Annotated in this window: 20 protein-coding genes; 14 read left to right on the plus strand and 6 right to left on the minus strand. The window is 39.1% G+C overall.

The window, feature by feature from the left end; all coding sequences use genetic code 11:
* Complete coding sequence (locus AWW67_RS01550) at positions 1-411, minus strand: HYC_CC_PP family protein (RefSeq protein ID WP_141655352.1); 411 nt, start codon at positions 409-411, stop codon at positions 1-3.
* Positions 412-537: 126 nt separating this feature from the next.
* On the opposite strand from AWW67_RS01550, the gene AWW67_RS01555 reads away from it, so the two are divergent.
* Complete coding sequence (locus AWW67_RS01555) at positions 538-3,633, plus strand: VPS10 domain-containing protein (protein WP_062299756.1); 3,096 nt, start codon at positions 538-540, stop codon at positions 3,631-3,633.
* A 78-nt stretch (positions 3,634-3,711) separates the two neighbouring features.
* Here AWW67_RS01555 and AWW67_RS01560 read toward each other — a convergent pair whose 3' ends face one another.
* The 3 genes from AWW67_RS01560 to AWW67_RS01570 all read right to left on the minus strand — a co-directional run bounded on the left by AWW67_RS01560 (position 3,712) and on the right by AWW67_RS01570 (position 6,732).
* Positions 3,712-4,275, minus strand: a complete 564-nt coding sequence (locus AWW67_RS01560; protein ID WP_082793956.1) for an outer membrane beta-barrel protein — start codon at positions 4,273-4,275, stop codon at positions 3,712-3,714.
* Positions 4,276-4,464: 189 nt separating this feature from the next.
* Positions 4,465-4,959 (minus strand): Cif family virulence factor, encoded by a 495-nt coding sequence (locus AWW67_RS01565; RefSeq protein ID WP_062299759.1) that lies wholly within the window; start codon positions 4,957-4,959, stop codon positions 4,465-4,467.
* A gap of 126 nt (positions 4,960-5,085) precedes the next feature.
* Complete coding sequence (locus AWW67_RS01570; RefSeq protein ID WP_062299761.1) at positions 5,086-6,732, minus strand: S41 family peptidase; 1,647 nt, start codon at positions 6,730-6,732, stop codon at positions 5,086-5,088.
* A 179-nt stretch (positions 6,733-6,911) separates the two neighbouring features.
* Here AWW67_RS01570 and AWW67_RS01575 point away from each other — a divergent pair, with 179 nt between their 5' ends.
* The 3 genes from AWW67_RS01575 to def are packed head-to-tail and all read left to right on the plus strand — an operon-like array spanning position 6,912 to position 8,630.
* A complete protein-coding gene (locus AWW67_RS01575) occupies positions 6,912-7,664 on the plus strand; it encodes a hemerythrin domain-containing protein (protein WP_062299762.1) in 753 nt (250 codons plus the stop codon).
* Entirely contained in the window at positions 7,664-8,074 is a 411-nt protein-coding gene (gene ruvX, locus AWW67_RS01580; RefSeq protein ID WP_053224927.1) for a Holliday junction resolvase RuvX, read from the plus strand. Before AWW67_RS01575 ends, ruvX begins: the two co-directional genes overlap by 1 nt.
* Position 8,075: 1 nt before the next feature.
* On the plus strand, positions 8,076-8,630 hold the full coding sequence (gene def, locus AWW67_RS01585; protein WP_053224926.1) for a peptide deformylase: 555 nt from the start codon (positions 8,076-8,078) through the stop codon (positions 8,628-8,630).
* A gap of 213 nt (positions 8,631-8,843) precedes the next feature.
* Here def and AWW67_RS01590 read toward each other — a convergent pair whose 3' ends face one another.
* Positions 8,844-9,431 (minus strand): transposase, encoded by a 588-nt coding sequence (locus tag AWW67_RS01590; RefSeq protein WP_062299764.1) that lies wholly within the window; start codon positions 9,429-9,431, stop codon positions 8,844-8,846.
* Between the two features lie 348 nt (positions 9,432-9,779).
* Here AWW67_RS01590 and AWW67_RS01595 point away from each other — a divergent pair, with 348 nt between their 5' ends.
* The 9 genes from AWW67_RS01595 to AWW67_RS01635 all read left to right on the plus strand — a co-directional run bounded on the left by AWW67_RS01595 (position 9,780) and on the right by AWW67_RS01635 (position 18,995).
* Positions 9,780-11,462, plus strand: coding sequence for an alanine/glycine:cation symporter family protein (locus AWW67_RS01595; protein ID WP_062299765.1), 1,683 nt, complete (start codon positions 9,780-9,782; stop codon positions 11,460-11,462).
* An 81-nt stretch (positions 11,463-11,543) separates the two neighbouring features.
* Positions 11,544-12,134: an RdgB/HAM1 family non-canonical purine NTP pyrophosphatase gene (gene rdgB, locus AWW67_RS01600; RefSeq protein WP_062299767.1), complete on the plus strand. Its 591-nt coding sequence runs from the start codon at positions 11,544-11,546 to the stop codon at positions 12,132-12,134.
* A 17-nt stretch (positions 12,135-12,151) separates the two neighbouring features.
* A complete protein-coding gene (gene udk, locus AWW67_RS01605; RefSeq protein WP_053224922.1) occupies positions 12,152-12,784 on the plus strand; it encodes a uridine kinase in 633 nt (210 codons plus the stop codon).
* 40 nt (positions 12,785-12,824) lie between these two features.
* Positions 12,825-13,190: a hypothetical protein gene (locus tag AWW67_RS01610; protein WP_053224921.1), complete on the plus strand. Its 366-nt coding sequence runs from the start codon at positions 12,825-12,827 to the stop codon at positions 13,188-13,190.
* A 144-nt stretch (positions 13,191-13,334) separates the two neighbouring features.
* Entirely contained in the window at positions 13,335-16,370 is a 3,036-nt protein-coding gene (secDF, locus tag AWW67_RS01615; RefSeq protein WP_062299768.1) for a protein translocase subunit SecDF, read from the plus strand.
* A 93-nt stretch (positions 16,371-16,463) separates the two neighbouring features.
* Entirely contained in the window at positions 16,464-16,715 is a 252-nt protein-coding gene (locus AWW67_RS01620) for a hypothetical protein (RefSeq protein WP_062299770.1), read from the plus strand.
* Positions 16,712-17,125 carry a DUF2721 domain-containing protein gene (locus AWW67_RS01625; RefSeq protein WP_053224918.1) on the plus strand — a complete coding sequence of 138 codons (414 nt, stop codon included), beginning with the start codon at positions 16,712-16,714 and terminating at the stop codon, positions 17,123-17,125. Before AWW67_RS01620 ends, AWW67_RS01625 begins: the two co-directional genes overlap by 4 nt.
* 226 nt (positions 17,126-17,351) lie before the next feature.
* The gene (locus AWW67_RS01630; protein WP_062299772.1) at positions 17,352-17,807 is read left to right on the plus strand and encodes a MarR family winged helix-turn-helix transcriptional regulator; all 456 of its coding nucleotides are present in this window, start codon (positions 17,352-17,354) and stop codon (positions 17,805-17,807) included.
* Between the two features lie 174 nt (positions 17,808-17,981).
* Positions 17,982-18,995 carry a threonine aldolase family protein gene (locus AWW67_RS01635; protein ID WP_082793949.1) on the plus strand — a complete coding sequence of 338 codons (1,014 nt, stop codon included), beginning with the start codon at positions 17,982-17,984 and terminating at the stop codon, positions 18,993-18,995.
* 21 nt (positions 18,996-19,016) lie between these two features.
* On the opposite strand, the gene AWW67_RS01640 is transcribed toward AWW67_RS01635, so the two are convergent.
* Positions 19,017-19,544 (minus strand): DinB family protein, encoded by a 528-nt coding sequence (locus tag AWW67_RS01640; RefSeq protein WP_062299774.1) that lies wholly within the window; start codon positions 19,542-19,544, stop codon positions 19,017-19,019.
* Between the two features lie 265 nt (positions 19,545-19,809).
* Here AWW67_RS01640 and AWW67_RS01645 point away from each other — a divergent pair, with 265 nt between their 5' ends.
* Entirely contained in the window at positions 19,810-20,688 is an 879-nt protein-coding gene (locus AWW67_RS01645; RefSeq protein WP_062299776.1) for a lysophospholipid acyltransferase family protein, read from the plus strand.
* Positions 20,689-20,720 lie beyond the last annotated feature (32 nt).

Below are 20,720 nucleotides of genomic sequence, written 5' to 3' on the forward strand. Positions count from 1 at the left end.
TTAAGACTGTAATGCCGCAGGAATTTTAAGAGAATGGTATGCGATATAGAGGTCAAGTTTGGGGACATCGGGTGGGCCTGTGTTCTTAACTTCTACTTTTTCTTCTTTCTCGTCCATAACAACAAGTAACTCGCTGTATGGCACTTCATAAAGAAGATGATAATTGGCATTAGGAATGCCGTTAAGTGCGGAGGCCTGTTGTGTGTCTTCGATTTTGGTTAAAGACCACTCATCCTCACAACAGTCTTTCATGCTTTTATGCATTTCGGCAGACATGTTGCACTTTTTTTCCTGTTGTTTGAATAGTGCAGTCTCCTTTACTCTACCCATGCATACATGCTGACCAATCAATATTCCTGTGCTGGCTAGCAAGTAAAGTGTAGTGAATAATATGGTAACTGATTTTTTCAAGCTGGCCAAATATACGGAAGTTTTAGAATATGGTTTAATTAATAGCAAATCTCCTTCTATCCGATACTGTTTCCATTGTTTAAATGGGCTTACTACTTTTCCATTGATCAACCATATTAGTATATCATGAATAAGAAAATTTTACTTACACTAATGGTCTTTATAGGGCTGTTAGGCTCCGTTTCTGCCCAAAAAATCGATATGTCACTTTTGGAAGACATGAAGCCAAGGAGCATTGGTCCAGCTGGAGCAAGTGGTAGGATAACCGCCTTTGATGTAGAGCTAAATAACCCCGATATAATTTACGCTGGCACAGCTGCTGGCGGTTTATGGGTGTCTGAAAATGGAGGTTCCACTTGGGATGTGTTGTTTGATGACGGCAAGTCAGCATCAATCGGTGCTATTGCCATTAATCAAAATAATCCGAATGAAATTTGGGTAGGAACTGGCGAAGGAAACCCACGAAATAGCATGAACAATGGTGCTGGAATTTATAAGACCATTGACAAAGGAAGAACTTGGGAATTTTTAGGATTAGAAAAAACGAACGGTATTCACAGAATTATCCTCAACCCTAATAACCCGAAAATAGCAGTAGTTGCAGCTACAGGTACACCTTGGGGTGAAAATCCAGAACGAGGTATTTATAAAACCACAGATGGCGGTAAAACCTGGAATAAGACTTTGTACATAGATGTAAAAACAGGAGCTGCCGACTTGGTGGTCGATCCTTCAAATCCAAATAAACTCATTGCTGCCATGTGGGAACACAGAAGATGGCCTTGGTTTTTTAATTCAGGCGGACCTGGTTCTGGTATATTTGTGAGTTTAGATGGCGGAGACACTTGGAATAGAAGAACAGCAGAAGACGGTTTGCCAAAAGGCGATTTAGGTCGTATAGGTTTGGCTTTTGCCCCTTCAGATCCCAACAGAGTTTACGCATATGTAGAATCAAAATCGAATGCAATTTTCCGTTCAGATGATGGCGGTTTTAATTGGAGACAGGTTTCGAAAGATGGAGACAGAAATATAGGTGGAAGACCTTTTTACTATGCCGATATCTATGTTGATCCGATTAATGAAAATCGAATTTACAGTATCCATTCTACCGTTACGGTTTCTGAAGACGGAGGAAAAACTTGGGGCAGTTTTGTTTCTGGCGGAAGAGTACATACCGATCACCACGCATGGTGGATTCACCCAAAAGACCCTTCTTATATTTTAGATGGCCATGATGGCGGACTTACTTATACCAGAGATCGAGGTAAGAACTGGCATTTTGTAGAGAGCCTTCCGCTTACACAGTTTTACCATGTTCGAGTAGATAATGACATCCCTTATAATATTTATGGCGGAGCGCAAGACAATGGTTCTTGGAGAGGCCCAAGCCAATCGTGGTTCAGAGGCGGAATACGTAATTTTTACTGGCAACGATTGAGTACCGGTGATGGCTTTGACATGGCACCCGACCCAAGAGATAACCGCTACGGCTGGTCAATGGGGCAGGGCGGAAACTTGAATTATTATGATCGAGTAACGGGCTTAATGAATAAAGTTCGTCCGGTTCATCCAGAAGGTGTTGCTTTACGCTTTAATTGGAATGCGGCTTTAGAAGTAGATAAGATTGATGAATCTGTCGCTTATTACGGGAGTCAGTTCTTACATAAAACCAACGACCGTGGTGCATCATGGGAAATCATTTCTCCGGATTTAACTACTAACGATCCTGCTAAACAAGATTACAAATCAGGAGGACTTACTTATGATAATACTGATGCTGAAAACCACACAACGATTACGGCTATTGGGCCAAGCCCGAAGCAAGCAGGTGTAATTTGGGTAGGTACAGATGATGGCAATGTTCAAGTGACCCAAGATGGAGGTAAAACCTGGAACAATGTTGTGAGCAACATGAAAGGACTTCCTGCCAATGCTTGGATTACTCAAGTTCAACCTTCTGAATACGATGCCGCAGAGGCTTTCGTGGTTATAGATAACCACAGAATGCATGACTGGACGCCTTATGTTTATCATACCAAGAACTTTGGCCGTACCTGGACGAGGCTTGTGGATGATACCGATATGAGAGGCGCAACCTTGAGTTTTGTACAAGACCCAATTGAACCAAAATTGATGTTTACAGGCACTGAGTTTGGTCTTTGGGTAAGTATAGATGCTGGTGCAACTTGGTCGCAATGGACCAATGGTTACGGCACACTTCCAACTCAAGACATGGTGATTCACCCTAGAGAACACGATTTGGTGATTGCTACTTTTGGCAGGTCTTTCTGGGTATTGGACGATATTCGTCCGCTACGGGCAATGGCGGCCATGGGAATGAAAAAATTACTTGATAAGCAGGTACAGGCTTTCGATGCGCCAGATGCATACAAGGCATTTATTGGTGAGTCTTTTGGCTACCGCGCCAACCTAGTTGGTGATGCCATTTTTGAAGGCGACAATCGCTCTCCTAATGCCATGATTTCTTTCTACTTTAAAGGAAAAGACGATAAAACAGAGCGCGTTAAGGTTGAAATTCTTGATGATAAAGGAGTGGTGGTGAAAACCATAAATCAAAACGCAAAGAATGGTTTGAACCGATTAGAGTGGAGGCTAGATTCTGATGGGGATCCATCAGCAGGTCGTTTTTCTCGTGGCCCAGATGTTTTTCCAGGTACTTACACCATTCGCGTAAGCTATAAAAACGAACAAAGCGAAGCCAAAGTGAATGTTTTTGCAGACCCTAGAATGGAAGTGAACATGCAAGATATGATTGCCAAAAGAGCGTTTATGGAGAAGTATAATCAGTTACAGAGTAAGGTAAACTCCATGACCACCGATTTGCGAAATGCAAAAACGGCTATTGAAAAAGTGAATGCAAGGGTGAGAGAAGAAGAAAAATCGGTGGCAGACCCAGTGATAAAACGTGGGCAAGAAATGATTAAAGCCATTGACGAATTGTATTACCAAATTAACAGCAAGCCTGCACCTCAAGGAAGTTACAGTGATGGAACCGTGCTTTCAGCTAAACTAGGCTTGGTAAGAGGAGCCATGCAGTCGGTACAATTGCCAATCACTAAAAACGATGAAACTGCCATGAGGCTCATCGAAGCTGCTATTCCTCCAATGGAAGCCAAGGTAAAAGCGCTTTTAGCCAATGACTTTGCAGCATACAAAAGCTATGTGAATGGTTTGGGACTAAAGTTGATTTCTGAAAAGTAGTTTGAGGGATGCTTAAAAAATAAAAGGTCGAGAGCTAATAGAAGCTCTCGACCTTTTTGTTTTAGTTAATTACAGAGTTTAACGGATATAAAAACTAACTCCTAAATTAATATTGCTCATGTTTAGATTCAAGCCGTAGTTTTTATTTTCGGTTTCAACATTACCGAATTTTGTGGTTTCTTTAGAATAGTTCAACATTCCCCAGTTCATATCTAATGCAAATTTAGGAGACAAGAAGTAAGTCATTCCTGGAGCAAGCCTTACATCGAATGAGTTAATATCGGCATCGCCTCCACCTACTTCTCTATTCCCAAAACCAAAAGTTAAAGAAGGCTCTAAGTACAGATAGAAGTTTTCAACCATAGGTTTGTGAAAACGTGCGTAGGCACCAAGGTTGAACCTATCAGTTTTAGATCCATTAAATTTACCGCTTGTGTACCCAACAGTACCTCCTAAACTTGTTGTCTCCGATACGAAAACACCAGCTTTTGGTAACAGCGAAAAACTAGATGTTTCTGTACCTGCATTGTTTGTTTTTTGAATCCCAACATTTCCAGTTATCTGTATATCTCCTTTTTGAATTTGGGCAAAAGCCATGGTGCTGACCAGAAGAATTGCCATTGTAAAAATTAACTTTTTCATGATTTTGTTTTTGAGTTTTAAAAATGATTTAACCTTTAGACAATTTGTAAGCATTGATAATCTTTCATTTAATGCTACTGGGTAAATAATTATTTTAGCGGAAGTAATTGTCTATTAACAAGTATTTAAATTAAAAGTAGATCAATTAATGATTTGAGTTTGCTTTGATTTAAAAGCCTGTATTTTTAGTTATTGGAGTGCTTTTGTCTTAAGAAAATCACTTTCATTAACCGTAGCTTTTTCGCTGGTATCGGCATCCATATAGATTTTCCAAGTGCCATTCACTTTTTTTAAGGTGACATTAAACTTGCCATAGTGGTGTTCTGGGGTATAGCCATTATAACGTGTAAGCCTATAGATGCCTGTTTCATAAGCCCAATCTCCTTTTTGTACTCGATTAATAAAACCGAACTGAATCCGCTGTTTGATTTTGCGCTCATTCCATAAGTTGAACATATTGAGATTAGAATCTTTGTACTCCCTGCCTATTAGTATTTGATTTTGATCAATGGGTATTCTGAGCACATCATCTGTATGGATGTAATTGAAAAGACTGGCATTCAAATCCTGATAAGCCTGCATAAAGTTATACCAAACGTCTTTGTTGATTTTTTCTTGTTCCGACTGTGCAAATGTATTGGTGCAGCACATAACAAGCATGGCTCCGAGTAATATCTTCTTCATAATTTAATGACCTTACAAATGCAACGGAGAGGAATCTGGAATCTTGCTTTGATCGTTGGCTTTTAGGAAATAAAAAGCCAGAGTCATTTAAATAACTCTGGCTTGAAAGTCGGATTTAGTAAATACCTAGCGCTTTTGTAGCAATAAACTGTTTGATTTATCTTTCAATAAACTTGGGTTTTGAAAGAGCAATACGGCTTGGTTATATACCTCGTTAGTCTGATTGTAAATTTTGTAAAAGGCGTTATCGTCATAAATATCGCGGGCCAATTGAGCTTTAATTAAAAAGACTAAAAACGCTTTCGATTTATTGTATTCTCTTTCTCTGAACCTAACCCCGTTGGTTTTTCCAATTTCAATTACTTGGTTCAGCATGTCTTCGGTAACTTCAAATTCTTTATTGAATTTTTCAAAATCCCAATCGTTTAAATACTTGTGGTTGTCTCTGTAGTCTAGCGTAAATTCTTTTACAGAATTGCTTGAGAATAATCGGTTTACATAGGCCGTAGCGTAAGTCGTATCTAATGGAACAAAGTAGTCGGGCATAATTCCGCCACCGCCATAAACAGTTCTTCCTGAAGTGGTTTCGTAGGCCAAGTCTTCATTAAAATGCACGCTGTCTTGACTGAAAAGTTCACCAGAAACAAAGCGTTGATAATAATCAGACGCATAAGCTTCTTCGCCTTCACTATAAGGTTTTTGAATAGAACGACCACTTGGAGTATAATATCGGGCAATGGTCATTCGTAATTCTGAACCATCTTTGAGGTCGAAAGGCAATTGCACCAAACCTTTGCCGAACGACCTTCTTCCAATAATCAAAGCTCTGTCGTTGTCTTGCAAAGCGCCAGCCACAATTTCCGAAGCAGAAGCACTTCCTTCGTTCATGAGTACAGTAACCGGTCCTTCTTCAAAAATACCTCTTTTGGTAGCTCTTGCTTCAGAATCATATTTCGACCCTTGCCCTTTCTGACTTACAATTAATTTGCCGTCTGAGAGTAGTTCGTCAGAAATGCCAATGGCAGCACTCATATAGCCACCACCATTATTCTGTAAGTCCAAGATCAGCTTTTGCATGCCTTGTTCCTTCAGGTTTTCTAGTGCCGATTTAAATTCAGCATAAGTATTCTCGGCAAACTTATTCACCTTAATGTACCCAACTTCATCATCAATCATATAACCCGCATCTACAGAATATTGCGGAATGGCATTTCTGATTAGATTAAAATCGAGTAGCTCATCTTCTCCTTTTCTTAAAACAGTAATGACCACCTCTGTACCTCTTGGGCCTCTGAGTAAGTTAAAAACTTGGTTGTTGTCCATTCCGATTCCGGCAATGTTTTCACCATCCACTTTTATGATTTTATCTCCAGCCAAAATCCCAGCTTTTTCTGAAGGCCCACCGGCCAAGGGAGTCACAACATATAGAGTATCTCTAAGTAAATTGAACTCAACTCCAATACCATCGAAGCTTGCGCGCAATTGGCTTTCGGCAAGCTCTCTGTCTTGTGGAGGAATGTAAATTGTATGTGGATCTAACTTATCTAGCATTTGACTGATAGACTCTTCGAGCAATTCTTCTGTATCTACCGAGTCTACATAGTCATGTTCTATGTAGTCCATAAGTTGCGTGAATTTTTGAATAGAAGCGCTGTATTTGCTATTTACTCCTGGGAAAGAAAAGCTTGAACCAATCCAGATGCCTAAAACAACGGCAGCAGCAAGTAAAAGGGGTAAACGTATTTGACTTTTAGAATTATGGGTATCACTCACGGTGTTGTAAAATTTTGAATTCGGTAAAATTAACTATTTAGGTCAAACAAAATATTCCGTTTGAGCATAGTAACATAGAAACGAAATGCGTTGGTTTGTGTTTAAATTAAAATTTAAGCGTGTATATCGATATATAGATCGCTCAAAAATTATTATTTTAGCTGAATAGTCAATTTCAAATGCAGGGTATACAAGAACGAACGATCAATGATTTAGTGGCCGAAAACCATGTCAGGGCTTCGGTACTGTACTACTTCGGGGTAAATTTTTATGATAACGAGGAACGTACTTTGAAAGAAGTATGCACTTCTTGCGGCTTAAATATTAAAACGGTAATTAAAAGTTTAGAGGCTGAACCAAAGAAAACCGATGTTAATGAGCTCAGGCTAATGGCCTATCCAATCGACCTTGTTGTAGAATATTTAAAGCATTCTCACTCTGTATTTGTAAAAAAGCGTTTGGCTTACATTGCTCAGTTAATTGACAGTTTGGGAGCGGTAAACTATCGTTACCAAAGTTTGGCTAACGACCTAAAAACGGTATTTCCTTTATTTGTAGAAGACTTTATTCATCATATTCACGAAGAAGAAGATTCACTTTTTGTTTACATTCAACAGCTTAGAGATTTTCTTTCGGGAGAAAACCATGGCACCAAGCTATTCTATACCATGGAAAAAATATCCATTCATGAATTTGCAATAGACCATGAAGAGCATGAACATGAAATGGATGGGCTTCGAAAAATCACCAATAATTACACTTATTGCGAAGAAGCCGATTTGCATATTAAAGTGCTTTATGAAGAGCTGAAATCCTTTGAAGAGGATTTACTTTTACATGCTAAAATTGAAGATGACATTCTTTTACCAAAGGCACTTCAATTAGAAAAACTGGTTAAACTTCGTTTTTACGATATTATCAAACAGAATTAATGGGTAGAATCCTCGCCATAGATTATGGCAGAAAACGCGTTGGTTTGGCCGTTACCGATCCACTTCAAATTATCGCTTCTCCTTTAGAAACCGTACACAGTAAAGATGTGATTCAGTACTTAAAGGATTACGATAAGGTTGAAAATCTGGAAGCAATTGTGTTAGGAATGCCCATGAACTTGAATAACCAACCTACAGATGCTACTCTAGGTGCAAAACAATTTGAGAACCTACTTAAAAAGCATTTTCCAGAAAAACCCGTTTATTTGCAAGACGAAAGATTTACCTCCAAAATGGCCATGGATGCGATGATTGCCGGAGGGATGAAAAAAAAGGATAGAAGAGAAAAAGGGAATGTAGATAAAATAAGCGCGACCATTATTTTACAATCCTTTTTGGAAAGCAGATAGCATGATTTACCCAATAGTAGCTTACGGAGACAATATTTTAAGAAAAGAAGCTGAAGAATTTCATCGAGATTCTGAAGACCTTACCAAGCTAGTTGAAGCTATGTACGACACCATGAACAATGCGAATGGTGTGGGTTTGGCAGCTCCACAAATAGGGTTGTCTAAAAGACTTTTTATAATTGATTCTACTAAAATGGAAGAGGAAGAAGGAAAAGGCATTAAGCGCGTTTTCATTAATCCTGAAATTCTAGATGAATACGGTGAAGAATGGAGTTTTGAAGAAGGCTGCTTGAGTATTCCAGATGTGCATGGCGATATCCTTCGTCCTGAAAAACTTACCATTCGCTATTTCGATGAGTTATGGAACGAACACGAAGAGGAGTTTGACTCTATGACCGCCCGAGTAATTCAGCATGAATACGACCACCTCAATGGCGTTCTTTTTACAGACTACATAAAAGGGTTGAAAAAGCAGATGCTTCGAGCAAAATTGCTCAATATCTCAAAAGGCTCGGTAAAAGCAGATTACCGAATGCGATTCCCAAGTAAGAAGTAATTCAGCGTTTAAAGAGAAACCCTTTAGGATTTTACCCAAGTCGGACGGCACGTCAGACTTGTGTACTGGGTAGTGAACTACGAATATTTGCTTAAAAAAATGGAGGCTTTAAGTACTATAATATCAGGTCTGACCTTTGGTGCCGACCTTGCAATTATTGAGAATACGCTCCTCCATCAAAGTAGGAATGCACGTCAGACTTAGATATTAGCTTTAGTTAAATAAAGCCTTTCTTGATTCTTCATGAATCGCCACTCCGTAGGAATCTTCTACAAAGGTTTTTTCATTCACATTAATGAGATTAAAGGCAATCTCCTTATTACAAAGCGAGCCGTTTCTCATGAGTGAATAATCCCTGAAAGATGAAAACTCCCAATCTTCCATTTTACCGACCAAGCCAGCTTTCCAGGGGTTTTGGTGGGTGTATTGAAAACAGATAAAAGCTTGATTCGAATCAACCATTAATTTGGATTTAGTTTTTTGCCGAAATAATGATCCTGAACGATCATGCTTTTTATTAAAGCCTAAAGCATATTGACTCAGTAGTAACCTAAAGCTATTACTAAGTCGGGTAACTTCTATATTTCCTTGCTTAACAAGCTCAGTTGACTTTTCTGTTACATTAAGAAGAAAATGGAAATGGTTTGGCATCAGGCAATAGGCCAAAATATCACAATGGGGTTTTACAAATTGTCTCACCTTTTTTAAGAACATTAGATAGTCATTGTAACCTTCAAAAATAGCTTGTCTATTGTTTCCTTGGTTGTAGACATGATAGATGTTGTCTGATTGTAATTCCATAATCCTTCAAATTATGAATATTCCTTAAAAGATATAGGCCTTTATGTTTCAGATCATTCGGTCTGACCTACGGTGCCGACCTAACTCAGAATTAGATCAAAGTCGGACGGCACGTCAGAACGGGGGGCTAGGCAGGCGACTAAGAGTGTTTTTCAAAAAAAATCAGGCTTGAAACACTGTAGCGTTAGGCTGACCTTCGTTGCTGACCTGACAGCAGGTGGGTAATACTATTACCAATTAAAAGTTCGCCCCGTTCGAACCACGGATTATGACTAATATAATTACAAGCTTTGTTCAGAAGCATTAATCCCTATTTTTGTGGATTCCTTAAAACCATAAAACTGGATTATGCAGCAACTCAACAATTTTCTTTCTACAATAGATAGCTACATTGGTAGTGCAGGATGGTTCCCTTTCGCTTTATTGGGCGTGGGTCTGTTTTTCACTATTTATCTAAAATTCCCTCAAATAAGATATTTCCGATTTGCTTTTAAGGTAGTACGTGGAAAATTTGACCGTGCAGGAGATCAAGGAGATACTTCTCACTTTCAGGCTTTGACTACAGCACTTTCAGGCACTGTAGGTACAGGTAATATTGCAGGTGTTGCGCTAGCTGTTCATTTAGGTGGGCCTGCAGCACTGTTCTGGATGGTGGTTACTGCCGCTATTGGTATGTGTACCAAATTTGTGGAAGTTACGCTTTCTCATAAATACCGTGAAGTAGCCGAAGATGGTACGATGGCTGGAGGGCCGATGTACTACATGAAAAACAAGTTGAATATGAAGTGGTTGGCGGTTGTATTTGCCATTGCTACTGTTCTTTCTTCTTTCGGAACGGGTAATATGCCTCAAATCAACAGTATTTCTTCTGCCTTAAAATCTACTTTCGCTATTGAGCCTTGGATGACAGGAGCCGTTTTATCACTTATTTTGGCATTTGTAATTATTGGAGGAATCAAAAGAATTGCATCAGTTACTGAAAAGCTAGTGCCAGCTATGGCCATTGTATATTTCTTGGGTTGTTTTTCCGTAATTTTTGCAAACATCGGAAACCTGATACCGTCTATTGCTTCAATCTTTTCGAGCTTGTTTACAACTACAGCCGCTACTGGTGGTTTCTTGGGAGCCACGGTAATGTATGCTTTCAATGTAGGGGTAGGTAGAGGTTTATTCTCAAATGAAGCGGGTCAGGGTTCTGCGCCAATTGCGCACGCATCGGCCAAAGGACACGAGCCTGTGTCTGAAGGAATGGTTGCTATTTTGGAGCCGTTTATCGATACCATTGTTATTTGCTCTATCACTGGCCTTACGCTGCTTTCTTCAGGCGTTTGGCAAGAAAAACACCTAAATGATTTTGCAGTAACCGATATGTCGATTCTCGCTGGGCATGATTATACTGATGATAACAAAGCAGGACGAGTAGCATTGAAAGAGCACTTGTCTGGTGAAAATCCACTACCCGTATTTGATGGTATGCTTCAGGTAGAAAATGGAAAAATAACCAGCAATGTTACGGTAATTCACGCTAGGTCTTTAGCTGAAGATATCGTTGTAAATGAATCTTTTGGAGGTGCACCGCTCACGGGTGAAGTGGAAATATCTAATGGAAAACCGGTAGACGGAAGTATTTCTTTCTACGGTAAATCACTAATTCACAGTGTTCCGCTTACGGCCATTGCCTTTACCAAAGGTTGGTTTGGTGAATACGGACAGTACATTGTGTCTATTGGGATTTTATTGTTTGCTTTCAGTACAGCAATTTCATGGTCTTACTATGGAGATAGAGCCATGACATTCTTATGGGGTTCTGGTTCAGTTAAATATTATAGAATTGTGTATGTGGCAGGTTTCTTCATCGCTGCTATTGCAGATACTACTATTATATGGACAGTGGCCGCTATTGCCATTGCCGTAATGACCTTGCCTAACTTATTGGGTATTTTCTTACTGAGAAAAGATATGAAGAACACCATTGCGGATTACTGGAAAGGAATGAAAGAAGAATTCCCGGATGAGAAAACCCCTGAATAATTATTCAGTTTAAAAAATTATAGGAGCCGTCTTAATTAAATTTGAGACGGCTCTTTTTGTTTCATTCCATTAAATTGCGACATGAAAATTTGCTTTGCCACAAATAATAAAAATAAGCTTGAGGAAATCTCTCAGATTTTAGGAGACCAATTTGAACTAGTTTCTTTAGAAGAAATTGGCTGTACCGAAGAGCTGGAAGAAACCCAAGAAACCCTTGAAGGAAACTCACTGCAAAAAGCTGCCTATGTTTTTGAACATTATGGCATTCCTGTTTTCGCTGACGATACTGGGCTAGAAGTGAATGCCTTAAATGGCGAGCCAGGCGTTTATTCTGCTATGTATGCTGGGCCCGAAAGAGATTCAAGTAAGAACATGGCAAAAGTGCTGGAAGGACTGAAAACGGCTAATGATCGCTCTGCAAAATTTAGAACAGTAATTACCTATATGGAAAATGGTGAGCCTATTCAGTTTGAAGGAATTGTAGAAGGGGATATTACCAAAGAGGTTAGTGGTAAAGGTGGTTTTGGCTACGACCCTATTTTTCAACCAAAAGGCTATGATAAAACCTTTGGTGAATTATCGTCAGAAATAAAGAATACAATTAGCCACAGAAAAAGAGCCTTCGATAAACTTATTATTTTTTTAAAAGGCAAAGAAGGTAAATCAGTTTAGGTTACTATTTTTGCAAAATGTCTGAAAATAAGCCGTATATCATTGGAATCACTGGAGGGAGTGGATCGGGAAAAACACGTTTTCTTCGTTCGTTAATCGAAAGCTTCGATTCAGGTGTTGCCAGTATTTCTCAAGATGATTACTATAGGCCACGTGAACATCAACTGGTAGATAAAAACGGAGAATTCAATTTCGATAGACCAGAGTCTATTGATTATGAGCATTTCGCAAGTGACCTTTTGGCTCTAAGCAAAGGCAACGATGTTGAAAAACAGGAATACACCTTCAATAACCCGAATATTCAACCCAAAAACATACTGATAAAGGCTGCGCCAGTAATTTTGGTGGAGGGAATTTTTATCTTTCACTATCAAAAAATTTCTGAATTAATAGATCTAAAGGTCTTTGTAGATGCGAAGGACTATATAAAACTCCAGAGAAGATTAACGCGCGACAGGGTAGAAAGAGGGTATGATGCTGATGATGTGCTCTATAAATATGAGAACCATATTATGCCATCGTATCAGAAATATATCGAACCACATAAAGAACATGCAGACATTGTAGTACCTAATAATACTGACTTTGGAGTAGCATTAGATGTGCTTAAGGCATTTATTCAATCGAAAATAAATGAGTATACTGTATGATTCTAAAGTCTATTCTATAAATTTGACACGCTAAATGAAAATGTCACCAAAAATATCGGGCATCAAAAGTACCCTCTTCTATATACTAGGGGTGCTAGTGGCTGTATTTGTCGTGGCACAAGAACTAATAACCTATCAGGGTTTAAAGATTGAATTTGCGTCAGAAGCTACAGATCAGCAGCAAAACGATGATCAAGGCGATGAAAAGGAAGCGGTATATGAATATACTTGCGAATTGGCATTACCATCTACGGTAGTTCAGCTTCAAGCGTTTATTCCTGTTTTTATAGGAACAGTAATAAGAGAATCGGAAGACAAGGAGATTCAATACCCGAGCGTTCCTTTGTACGATTCACCTCATTATAAAACTCTTTTCCGAAAGAAAATTTCCCCGAATGCCCCATAGGCTTTCTTTTGTTGCATCAAAATGATGCGATAACCCCTCACGAATACAATAAACTTTATTATATCAGGAGTGCCTGAAATTGGTGGTCATTCATTTGATAACTAACTCAGAAAACCTTCAAACGATTAACTAACATACACTAAAATGAAAAATAAGAATACCATAGTCTTTTTGACAGTGATCATTACGGCTCTGTGTCTTTACTACTTAGGAATCACCTTTTTTTCAAGAGGAATCCAACAAGACGCAGTTAATTATGCTAAGAATGAAGCGGGTGTAATAGACCAGCAAAAGAAACAATCATACCTTGACTCTATTTGGAGAGAGCCTGTGCTTAATATTCTAGGTGCAGAATTTACCTACCAAGAAATCAAAGAATATGAGTTGAACCTTGGTCTCGATTTACAAGGTGGAATGCATGTTACTTTAGAAGTTTCTCCAGTAGCGATTATTGAAGGGCTTGCAGGAAACAGCAAAGATCCACAGTTTAGAGAAGCATTAGCAAAGGCCGATGAAGCGCATAAAACAAACACTCAAACACCATATGCTAGTTTGTTTGAAACAGCATATGCCGAAGTTACCTCAGGTGGCCAGTTAAGTAAAATATTTGCGAACGCTGCTAATAAAGGTAGAATTGAATTTGGATCTACCAATGCAGAGGTAATGAAGGTTATTAACGAAGAGGTGGATAATGCCATCGATCGTGCCTTCCAAATTCTTAGAACTAGAATTGATAGATTTGGCACATCACAACCAAACATTCAAAGACTTCAAGGAACAGGTAGAATTCAAATTGAATTACCAGGTGTAGATAACCCGCAAAGGGTAAGAAAACTATTACAAGGCGTTGCGAAATTGGAATTCTGGGAAGTATACGATCCAAGTGAAGTTGCTCCTACTCTTTCAGCGATTAACGATGCGCTTTTAAAAATTGAGGCTGCAGATAAGACAACCAAGCCTACAACTGATTTGGCTTCTGAATTGAAAGCTGAAAGTGCTGAAGGACAAGAAAACTCTCTTGAAAATGAATTGTCGGGCGACACTACCAATACTGCTGAAGAAGAATTGGCTACTCCAGGTCAATCAAAATTCTTTGCTCTAATGAAGCAAGGCCCATCTAATGGCTTTTTCTACGCTTTAGAAGATACTGCCCAAATTAATAGGGTGCTTAAGAACCCAAGTATTACAAGGTTATTCCCAAGTACTTTAAAATTCTTATGGGATGTAAAACCAGCTGAAGGAACTGAATTGCTAGAGCTTTATGCCATTAAAATGGGCAGAGGAGGAGAGTCTCCTTTAACAGGTGAAGTAATTACTGATGCTCGTCAGTCGCTAGATGAATTTTCTAGACCAGCGGTAAGTATGCAAATGAACGCTTTAGGGGCGAAGAAATGGAGAAATATTACTGGTGCAAACATTCAAAGAAGAATAGCAATTGCCCTTGATAACTATGTTTATACTGCACCGAATGTTAATCAAGAGATTGCAGCAGGTAACTCACAAATCAGTGGAAACTTCACTATCGAAGAAGCAGAAGATCTTGCAAACATTCTAAAAGCAGGTTCACTTCCAGCACCAACAAAAATTGTAGAAGAAGCTGTGATTGGCCCAACTTTGGGTAAAGAAGCTCAAAAGCAAGGAGTAACTTCAATTTTAGCTGGTTTGGCCATTGTGGTTATTTTCATGATATTCTATTATGCTAAAGGAGGAATCGTAGCGAACGTAGCTTTGCTTTTCAACATCTTCTTTATTCTTGGAATCTTGGCCAACCTAGGTGCGGCCCTTACTTTACCAGGTATTGCAGGTATCGTGTTGACCATTGGTATGTCGATTGATGCGAACGTACTTATTTTCGAAAGAATTAGGGAAGAAATGCGAAACGGTATTCCTGTTTTGCAAGCCATATCTTCGGGTTACCAAAAAGCTTACAGCTCTATTATTGATGCCAACGTAACTACATTCCTAACAGGTGTTATTCTTTACGTTCTGGGTCAAGGTCCATTGAAAGGATTTGCCGTAACCTTAATGATCGGTATTATCTGTTCATTCTTCTCAGCGGTATTTATTACTAGAGTTATCATTACCTACATGACCAAGAAAGGAAATGATAGTAAACTTAGCTTTGATACTCCGTTGTCAAAAGGTTGGTTAAACAATGTTCACTTCGATTTCTTAGGTAAAAGAAGATTGGCATATGTAATGTCGAGCATTGTAATTGCAATCGGTATTGTATTGATGGCCACCAATGGATTGAGACTTGGTGTAGACTTTCAAGGAGGTCGTTCTTATGTAGTGAATTTTGATGAGGCAATGACTGCTTCTGACATTAAAACATCACTTTCTGGAATGGAAACTTTCGCTAATTCAGGTATTGAAGTGAAAACTTACAATACTCCGAATATGCTTAAGATCACTACCTCATATATGATCGAAGATGAGTCGGTAGAAGCTGATGCTGCCGTTAAAGCAGCATTGACAGATGCCTTGAGTCAAATTACGAATAAGACATTTGTGGATGGAACGGTTGATAATGTTGAAGCTGGCCAGTTTATCATTGGTGGTTCATCTAAAGTATCTCCAACCATTGCAGATGACATTAAGAATTCATCTCTTGAATCATTCGGTTTGGCTATTTTAGCCATCTTCTTCTATATCCTTATTAGGTTCCGAAGATGGCAATTCTCGCTAGGTGCAATTATCGCCTTGATCCACGATTCATTAATCGTATTATCTGCCTTTGCTATTGCGGGCTTATTCGGAATCAATTTCGAGGTAGATCAGGTATTTATTGGTGCCTTGCTTACCATTATGGGTTATTCAATAAACGATACCGTGGTTGTATTCGATAGAATTCGTGAAAATTTACAGCTTAAGGGTTCTAAAGACCTAGTGGGTACTTTCAACGAGTCGATCAACAGTACCATTAGCCGTACATTGATTACTTCGATGACTACTTTGATTGTGGTAGTTGTCCTATTCATCTTTGGTGGAGAGGTACTAAGAGGCTTCTCTTTCGCTTTCATGATCGGTATTATTGTAGGTACTTATTCTTCAATCTTTATCGCATCACCAATTGTGGTTGATTTGTCTAAAAAGACTTTAGGAAAGGCTGCTGATAAGGAGCAGGAATACGCTAGAGCAAAGGCAAGTGCCAAAGCTTCGGCCACTGCGAATCAGTAAAGTTAATAGTCCGAATACATAGAACTTAAAGGAGTCTCATCGAGGCTCCTTTTTTTATGTGTATGTCGTTACATTCTTCATTAACTTTGAAATATGAAATCTAAGATAGAGAAGCGAATAATGGTAGTTCTAGTGATCGTCACTAGTATCTGTTTGGTGCTACAATATGTAGTAGGAGTCGATAACTTCTCTGATCCCGTGATGGCCAAATACTGGATAGAAATGGTTCTTTACCCTTCAGTATTGGCAGTGTTGATCCTAGGTTGGCGTCTCACTTTAGATAAAAAAATAGAGGGGAAAGAGCAGCGTAAAAAGAGACATGAAGACTTAAAACGCGAACATTGAATATAGATATCTCAACTCCAGCATTACTTTTTCCTGCCATTACGCTTTTGCTTTTGGCTTTCACTAACCGTTTTGTAGCCTTAGCTACCCTTGCGCGTGGTTTACGGCAAAGGTATTTAGATCATAATGATCCGCCCGCAACAATACTTGGTCAGATTAAAAATTTAAAAGTGCGCCTTTTGCTAATTCGGAACATGCAGGCGCTCGGAATCGCTAGTTTTTTTTGCTGTGTGCTAAGTATGGTACTTATGTACTTGCGCGAACAACAAACTGCCGACCTTGTGTTTGGAGCCAGCCTTTTTCTTCTACTTGCTTCACTAACACTTTCCTTTATCGAAACCCAGATTTCTACCAAAGCCCTAAATTTAGAACTTAGCGATTTAGAGAAAAAGTCTATCAAGAAGGTATAGAGTGCTTTTTTAGCCTGATTGAATTCCTGAAACCGTATTAATCTCTCATTTCTTGTGTCTTATAAACCATTAAGGCCAGAAGCGTATTAGCTATTCTCAATACTTGCTTAATCAGGGTTTGACTCCATGTTTTTTGCGTGATTGAAAATTTGTGCTCATTTTTTTGATTAAAATACTTGTCTAAACAACTATTTTAAGTATATTGAATTAGATTTACCATCTACTTATGGATTTCGGTAAGACTCTCTTTCACCTGAATAGCAATCTTGGCTATAATCTTTATCGCACTTACCTACTCTTTCATAGAGAGTTGATAAGGGCGCTGAAGGGATATTCGGTTACTCCTGAGCAATGGCAGGTATTGATTATGCTTTGGAATCACGGAAGTGTAACTCCAACTGAAATCAGTCGGGTTACACTTCAGGATTTGCCTTCAATTTCTCGCATGCTAGTGCGTATGGAGCGTAATGGTTGGATTGTAAAAGAAGGGAATGAAGCAGACGGAAGGTCTTTTCGGGTAAAACTTACTCAGCGTGGTGTGGAGAGTAAGGCAGAAATGATGAAGTCTATGGAGGTGCACTTTGCTAAATTTCTAAAGAGTGTGCCCGCACAAACGAATTACAGTATTAAGCAAGAGCTAGTAAAGCTGCGCACAATGCTAGGAGATTACACACCCAAATAATGACAGACGGTCAGGTCATTTTGGAGCTGGTTCAGCTTCAAGTCTCTAATGTTTAGGTTGAAACGGAGATAATCCGGTTAGGAACATAAGGTTCCTGACCGGGAAATGACTCGAATAAAAACATTTGCACTTCCTCCCTTTTCATCATAGATTCCGATCCTAAAAATTACTCACTTGATAGATTTAAGAAGCGATACTCTGACAAAGCCTACACCTGAAATGCATGCTGCTATGATGGCCGCAGAAGTAGGCGATGATATGTTTGGCGAAGATCCAACCGTAGCTGCTTTAGAAAAAAAGGCTGCCAATATGTTTGGGATGGAAGCTGCACTCTATTGTGCTTCTGGCACCATGACCAATCAAATTGGAATCCGGTTACACACCACTTTACAAGACGAGGTAATCTGCCATAAGTATTCGCATATCTACCTTTATGAAAGCGGTGGAATTATGTCGAACTCTGGGGTTTCTGTTCGCTTGCTAGAAGGAGACCAAGGTAGAATTACGGCCAAAGATGTGAAGGCGGCCATTCAGCCAGACGACATTCATTCACCGGTTTCGCGAATGGTTTCGCTAGAGAACACCATGAATAAGGGCGGGGGAAGTTGTTATGACTTTGACGAAATTTTAGCCATTAAAAAAGTGTGTACCGAAAATGGTTTGGCCTTCCATTTAGATGGCGCCAGGCTGTTCAATGCCTTGGTAGCTAAAAACCAGAAGGCAGAAGATTACGGCAAAGCTTTCGATACGATTTCAATTTGTCTTTCAAAAGGTTTAGGCGCTCCGGTGGGTTCTCTATTGTTGGGATCTGCTGATAAAATTAAACGAGCCAAACGTGTGCGTAAGGTAATGGGCGGGGCTTGGCGACAAGCGGGATACATTGCTGCGGCTGGTTTGTATGCTTTAGAAAACCACATTGATCGCTTGGCAGAGGATCATAAAAACGCCCAAATTATAGCCGATACTTTGCAAGGCTTAGATTATGTGGAAGAAATTTACCCTTGTGAAACAAACATCTTGATTTTTAGAATAAGTGACAGATATACCAACGAATCCTTTTTAGCGAAACTTAAGGAGCATGGGGTTTTGGCTTTTGGTTTTGGCCCTCAGCTTATTCGTTTTGTAACCCACTATGATTTTACCCAAGACCATTTGACAGACCTTTTACAGGTTTTGAAAAAGCTATAAGAGCAGAGTTTGAGAAAATACTCAAACTCCTTTTAAGTAAATTTTGATCAGATTACGATGGTGATCTGCATGATGAATTGTGAAATACATCATTTCACGTACAGTGATTTTACCTAATAATGGATGGGGAAGAATGAACTCGTCTAGTTGTGCTTCGGTCCATTTATCGAGTTTTTGGTTAATGGATTCGATATTGCTTTGAAGCTGACTGATGAGTTTTGCTTTTTTATTGAAATCAACTTTTTGAGGAGAAAAAGCAGCACTTGCTACTCCACCCAAACTCAGTTTTTCTTTATAGCGCTCTACCAATTGGTCAAAGGTTTTTGAAGAGCGATTGGCTTTGCCAAACTTAAATTTGACCAGAAATTTAGGTAAACCCATAGCCTGATTTAACGGAGAAGTACTTTTTATCAAATGTTCCATTTGCTGCCCAGCCGACCACTTACCTTCTGGGGCATATTCAAACTCATCTTTAGTGAGTGAATTACAGCTGTTTATAAAGTTTGAATAAGCAGTGCCAAGCCTATTTTTAATTTGATCTTTTTCCATTGTTCTTGTCCTTAGAATGAAGGTAGAACATCTTTCTGTGATGGGCAAAAAAGAAAACCGAGTCATCCTTCTGATTGCTCGGTTTTTCAACTAACTAAAACACTTTGTTATATACCACTTTAACTTACGATGTATTGTTCACTAGTGGATTTAGCAGAATGGAAAATAATTTTAAGTTTCTTTAAACCAATTATTAAGGTTGTTGCGATTGCTTTTATAAGCTTTTTTTGAAGTCTCCAATTTCTCATTTCTCTATCTTTGCGCGATGTTTTTAATCAGGCTTATATCATTGCTTCCGTTTTGGTTTTTGTACGCACTTGGGAAGGTGATTTCTTTTTTGCTCTACTATACTGTGGGCTATCGCAGGTCTGTAATTCGTGAAAATTTAAGCAAAACATTCCCAGGCTTATCGGATAAAGAACGCTTCAAAGTTGAAAAGGCATTTTATATTCAATTCACTCAGGTTTTTATTGAGTCGATTAAGGCTTATCGTTTTAAAAGGAAGGATTGGGAAAAGCGTGTGCCGCTAGTGAATGCTGAGGCGATGCTTGAATATTTAGATCAAGGGCAACCAGTGATTCTACTTTCGGGCCATACTGCCAATTGGGAGTGGCCAGCTTTTTCTATTGGGCAACAGATAGGGTATCCAATGGAGTTTCTTTACAAGCCAGTTAAAAACCCAAAATTTGATCAGTTAATGATCAACTTGAGAACTCGTCATGGAGGCCGTGCGCTACCCAAGGATTCCGCATTAAGGCAAATCATTAAGCGTAAAAATGAACCAAGAATCATAGGTATATTGGCCGATCAGCTGCCTTCAATTGGAGCAGATAAGTATTGGATTGACTTTCTTAATCAGCCTACGGCTTTTTATACTGGGCCTCAAAAGATTGCTCAAATAGTGAATTATCCAGTCTTCTATTCGGCTACTAGAAGAACATCAGAAGGACATTATGAGGTTGAGTTTATTCCCGTAATGACCCCGCCATACCAGAAAGGAGGGCAAGAAATTGTTCAGAAATTTGCGGAACTGCTTGAAGAAACCATTCGCCAGAATCCTTCCGATTATTTATGGTCACACAAACGCTGGAAATACGATCAGGCTAAAGAGAGGTTGGTTTTAGAAGGGACACCAAAAGATTAATTACGTTCGGCTCATGTGGTATAATTATTTAA

The organism is Roseivirga seohaensis (genome assembly GCF_001592945.1).
In the GTDB taxonomy this organism is placed as follows: Bacteria; Bacteroidota; Bacteroidia; order Cytophagales; family Cyclobacteriaceae; genus Roseivirga; species Roseivirga seohaensis.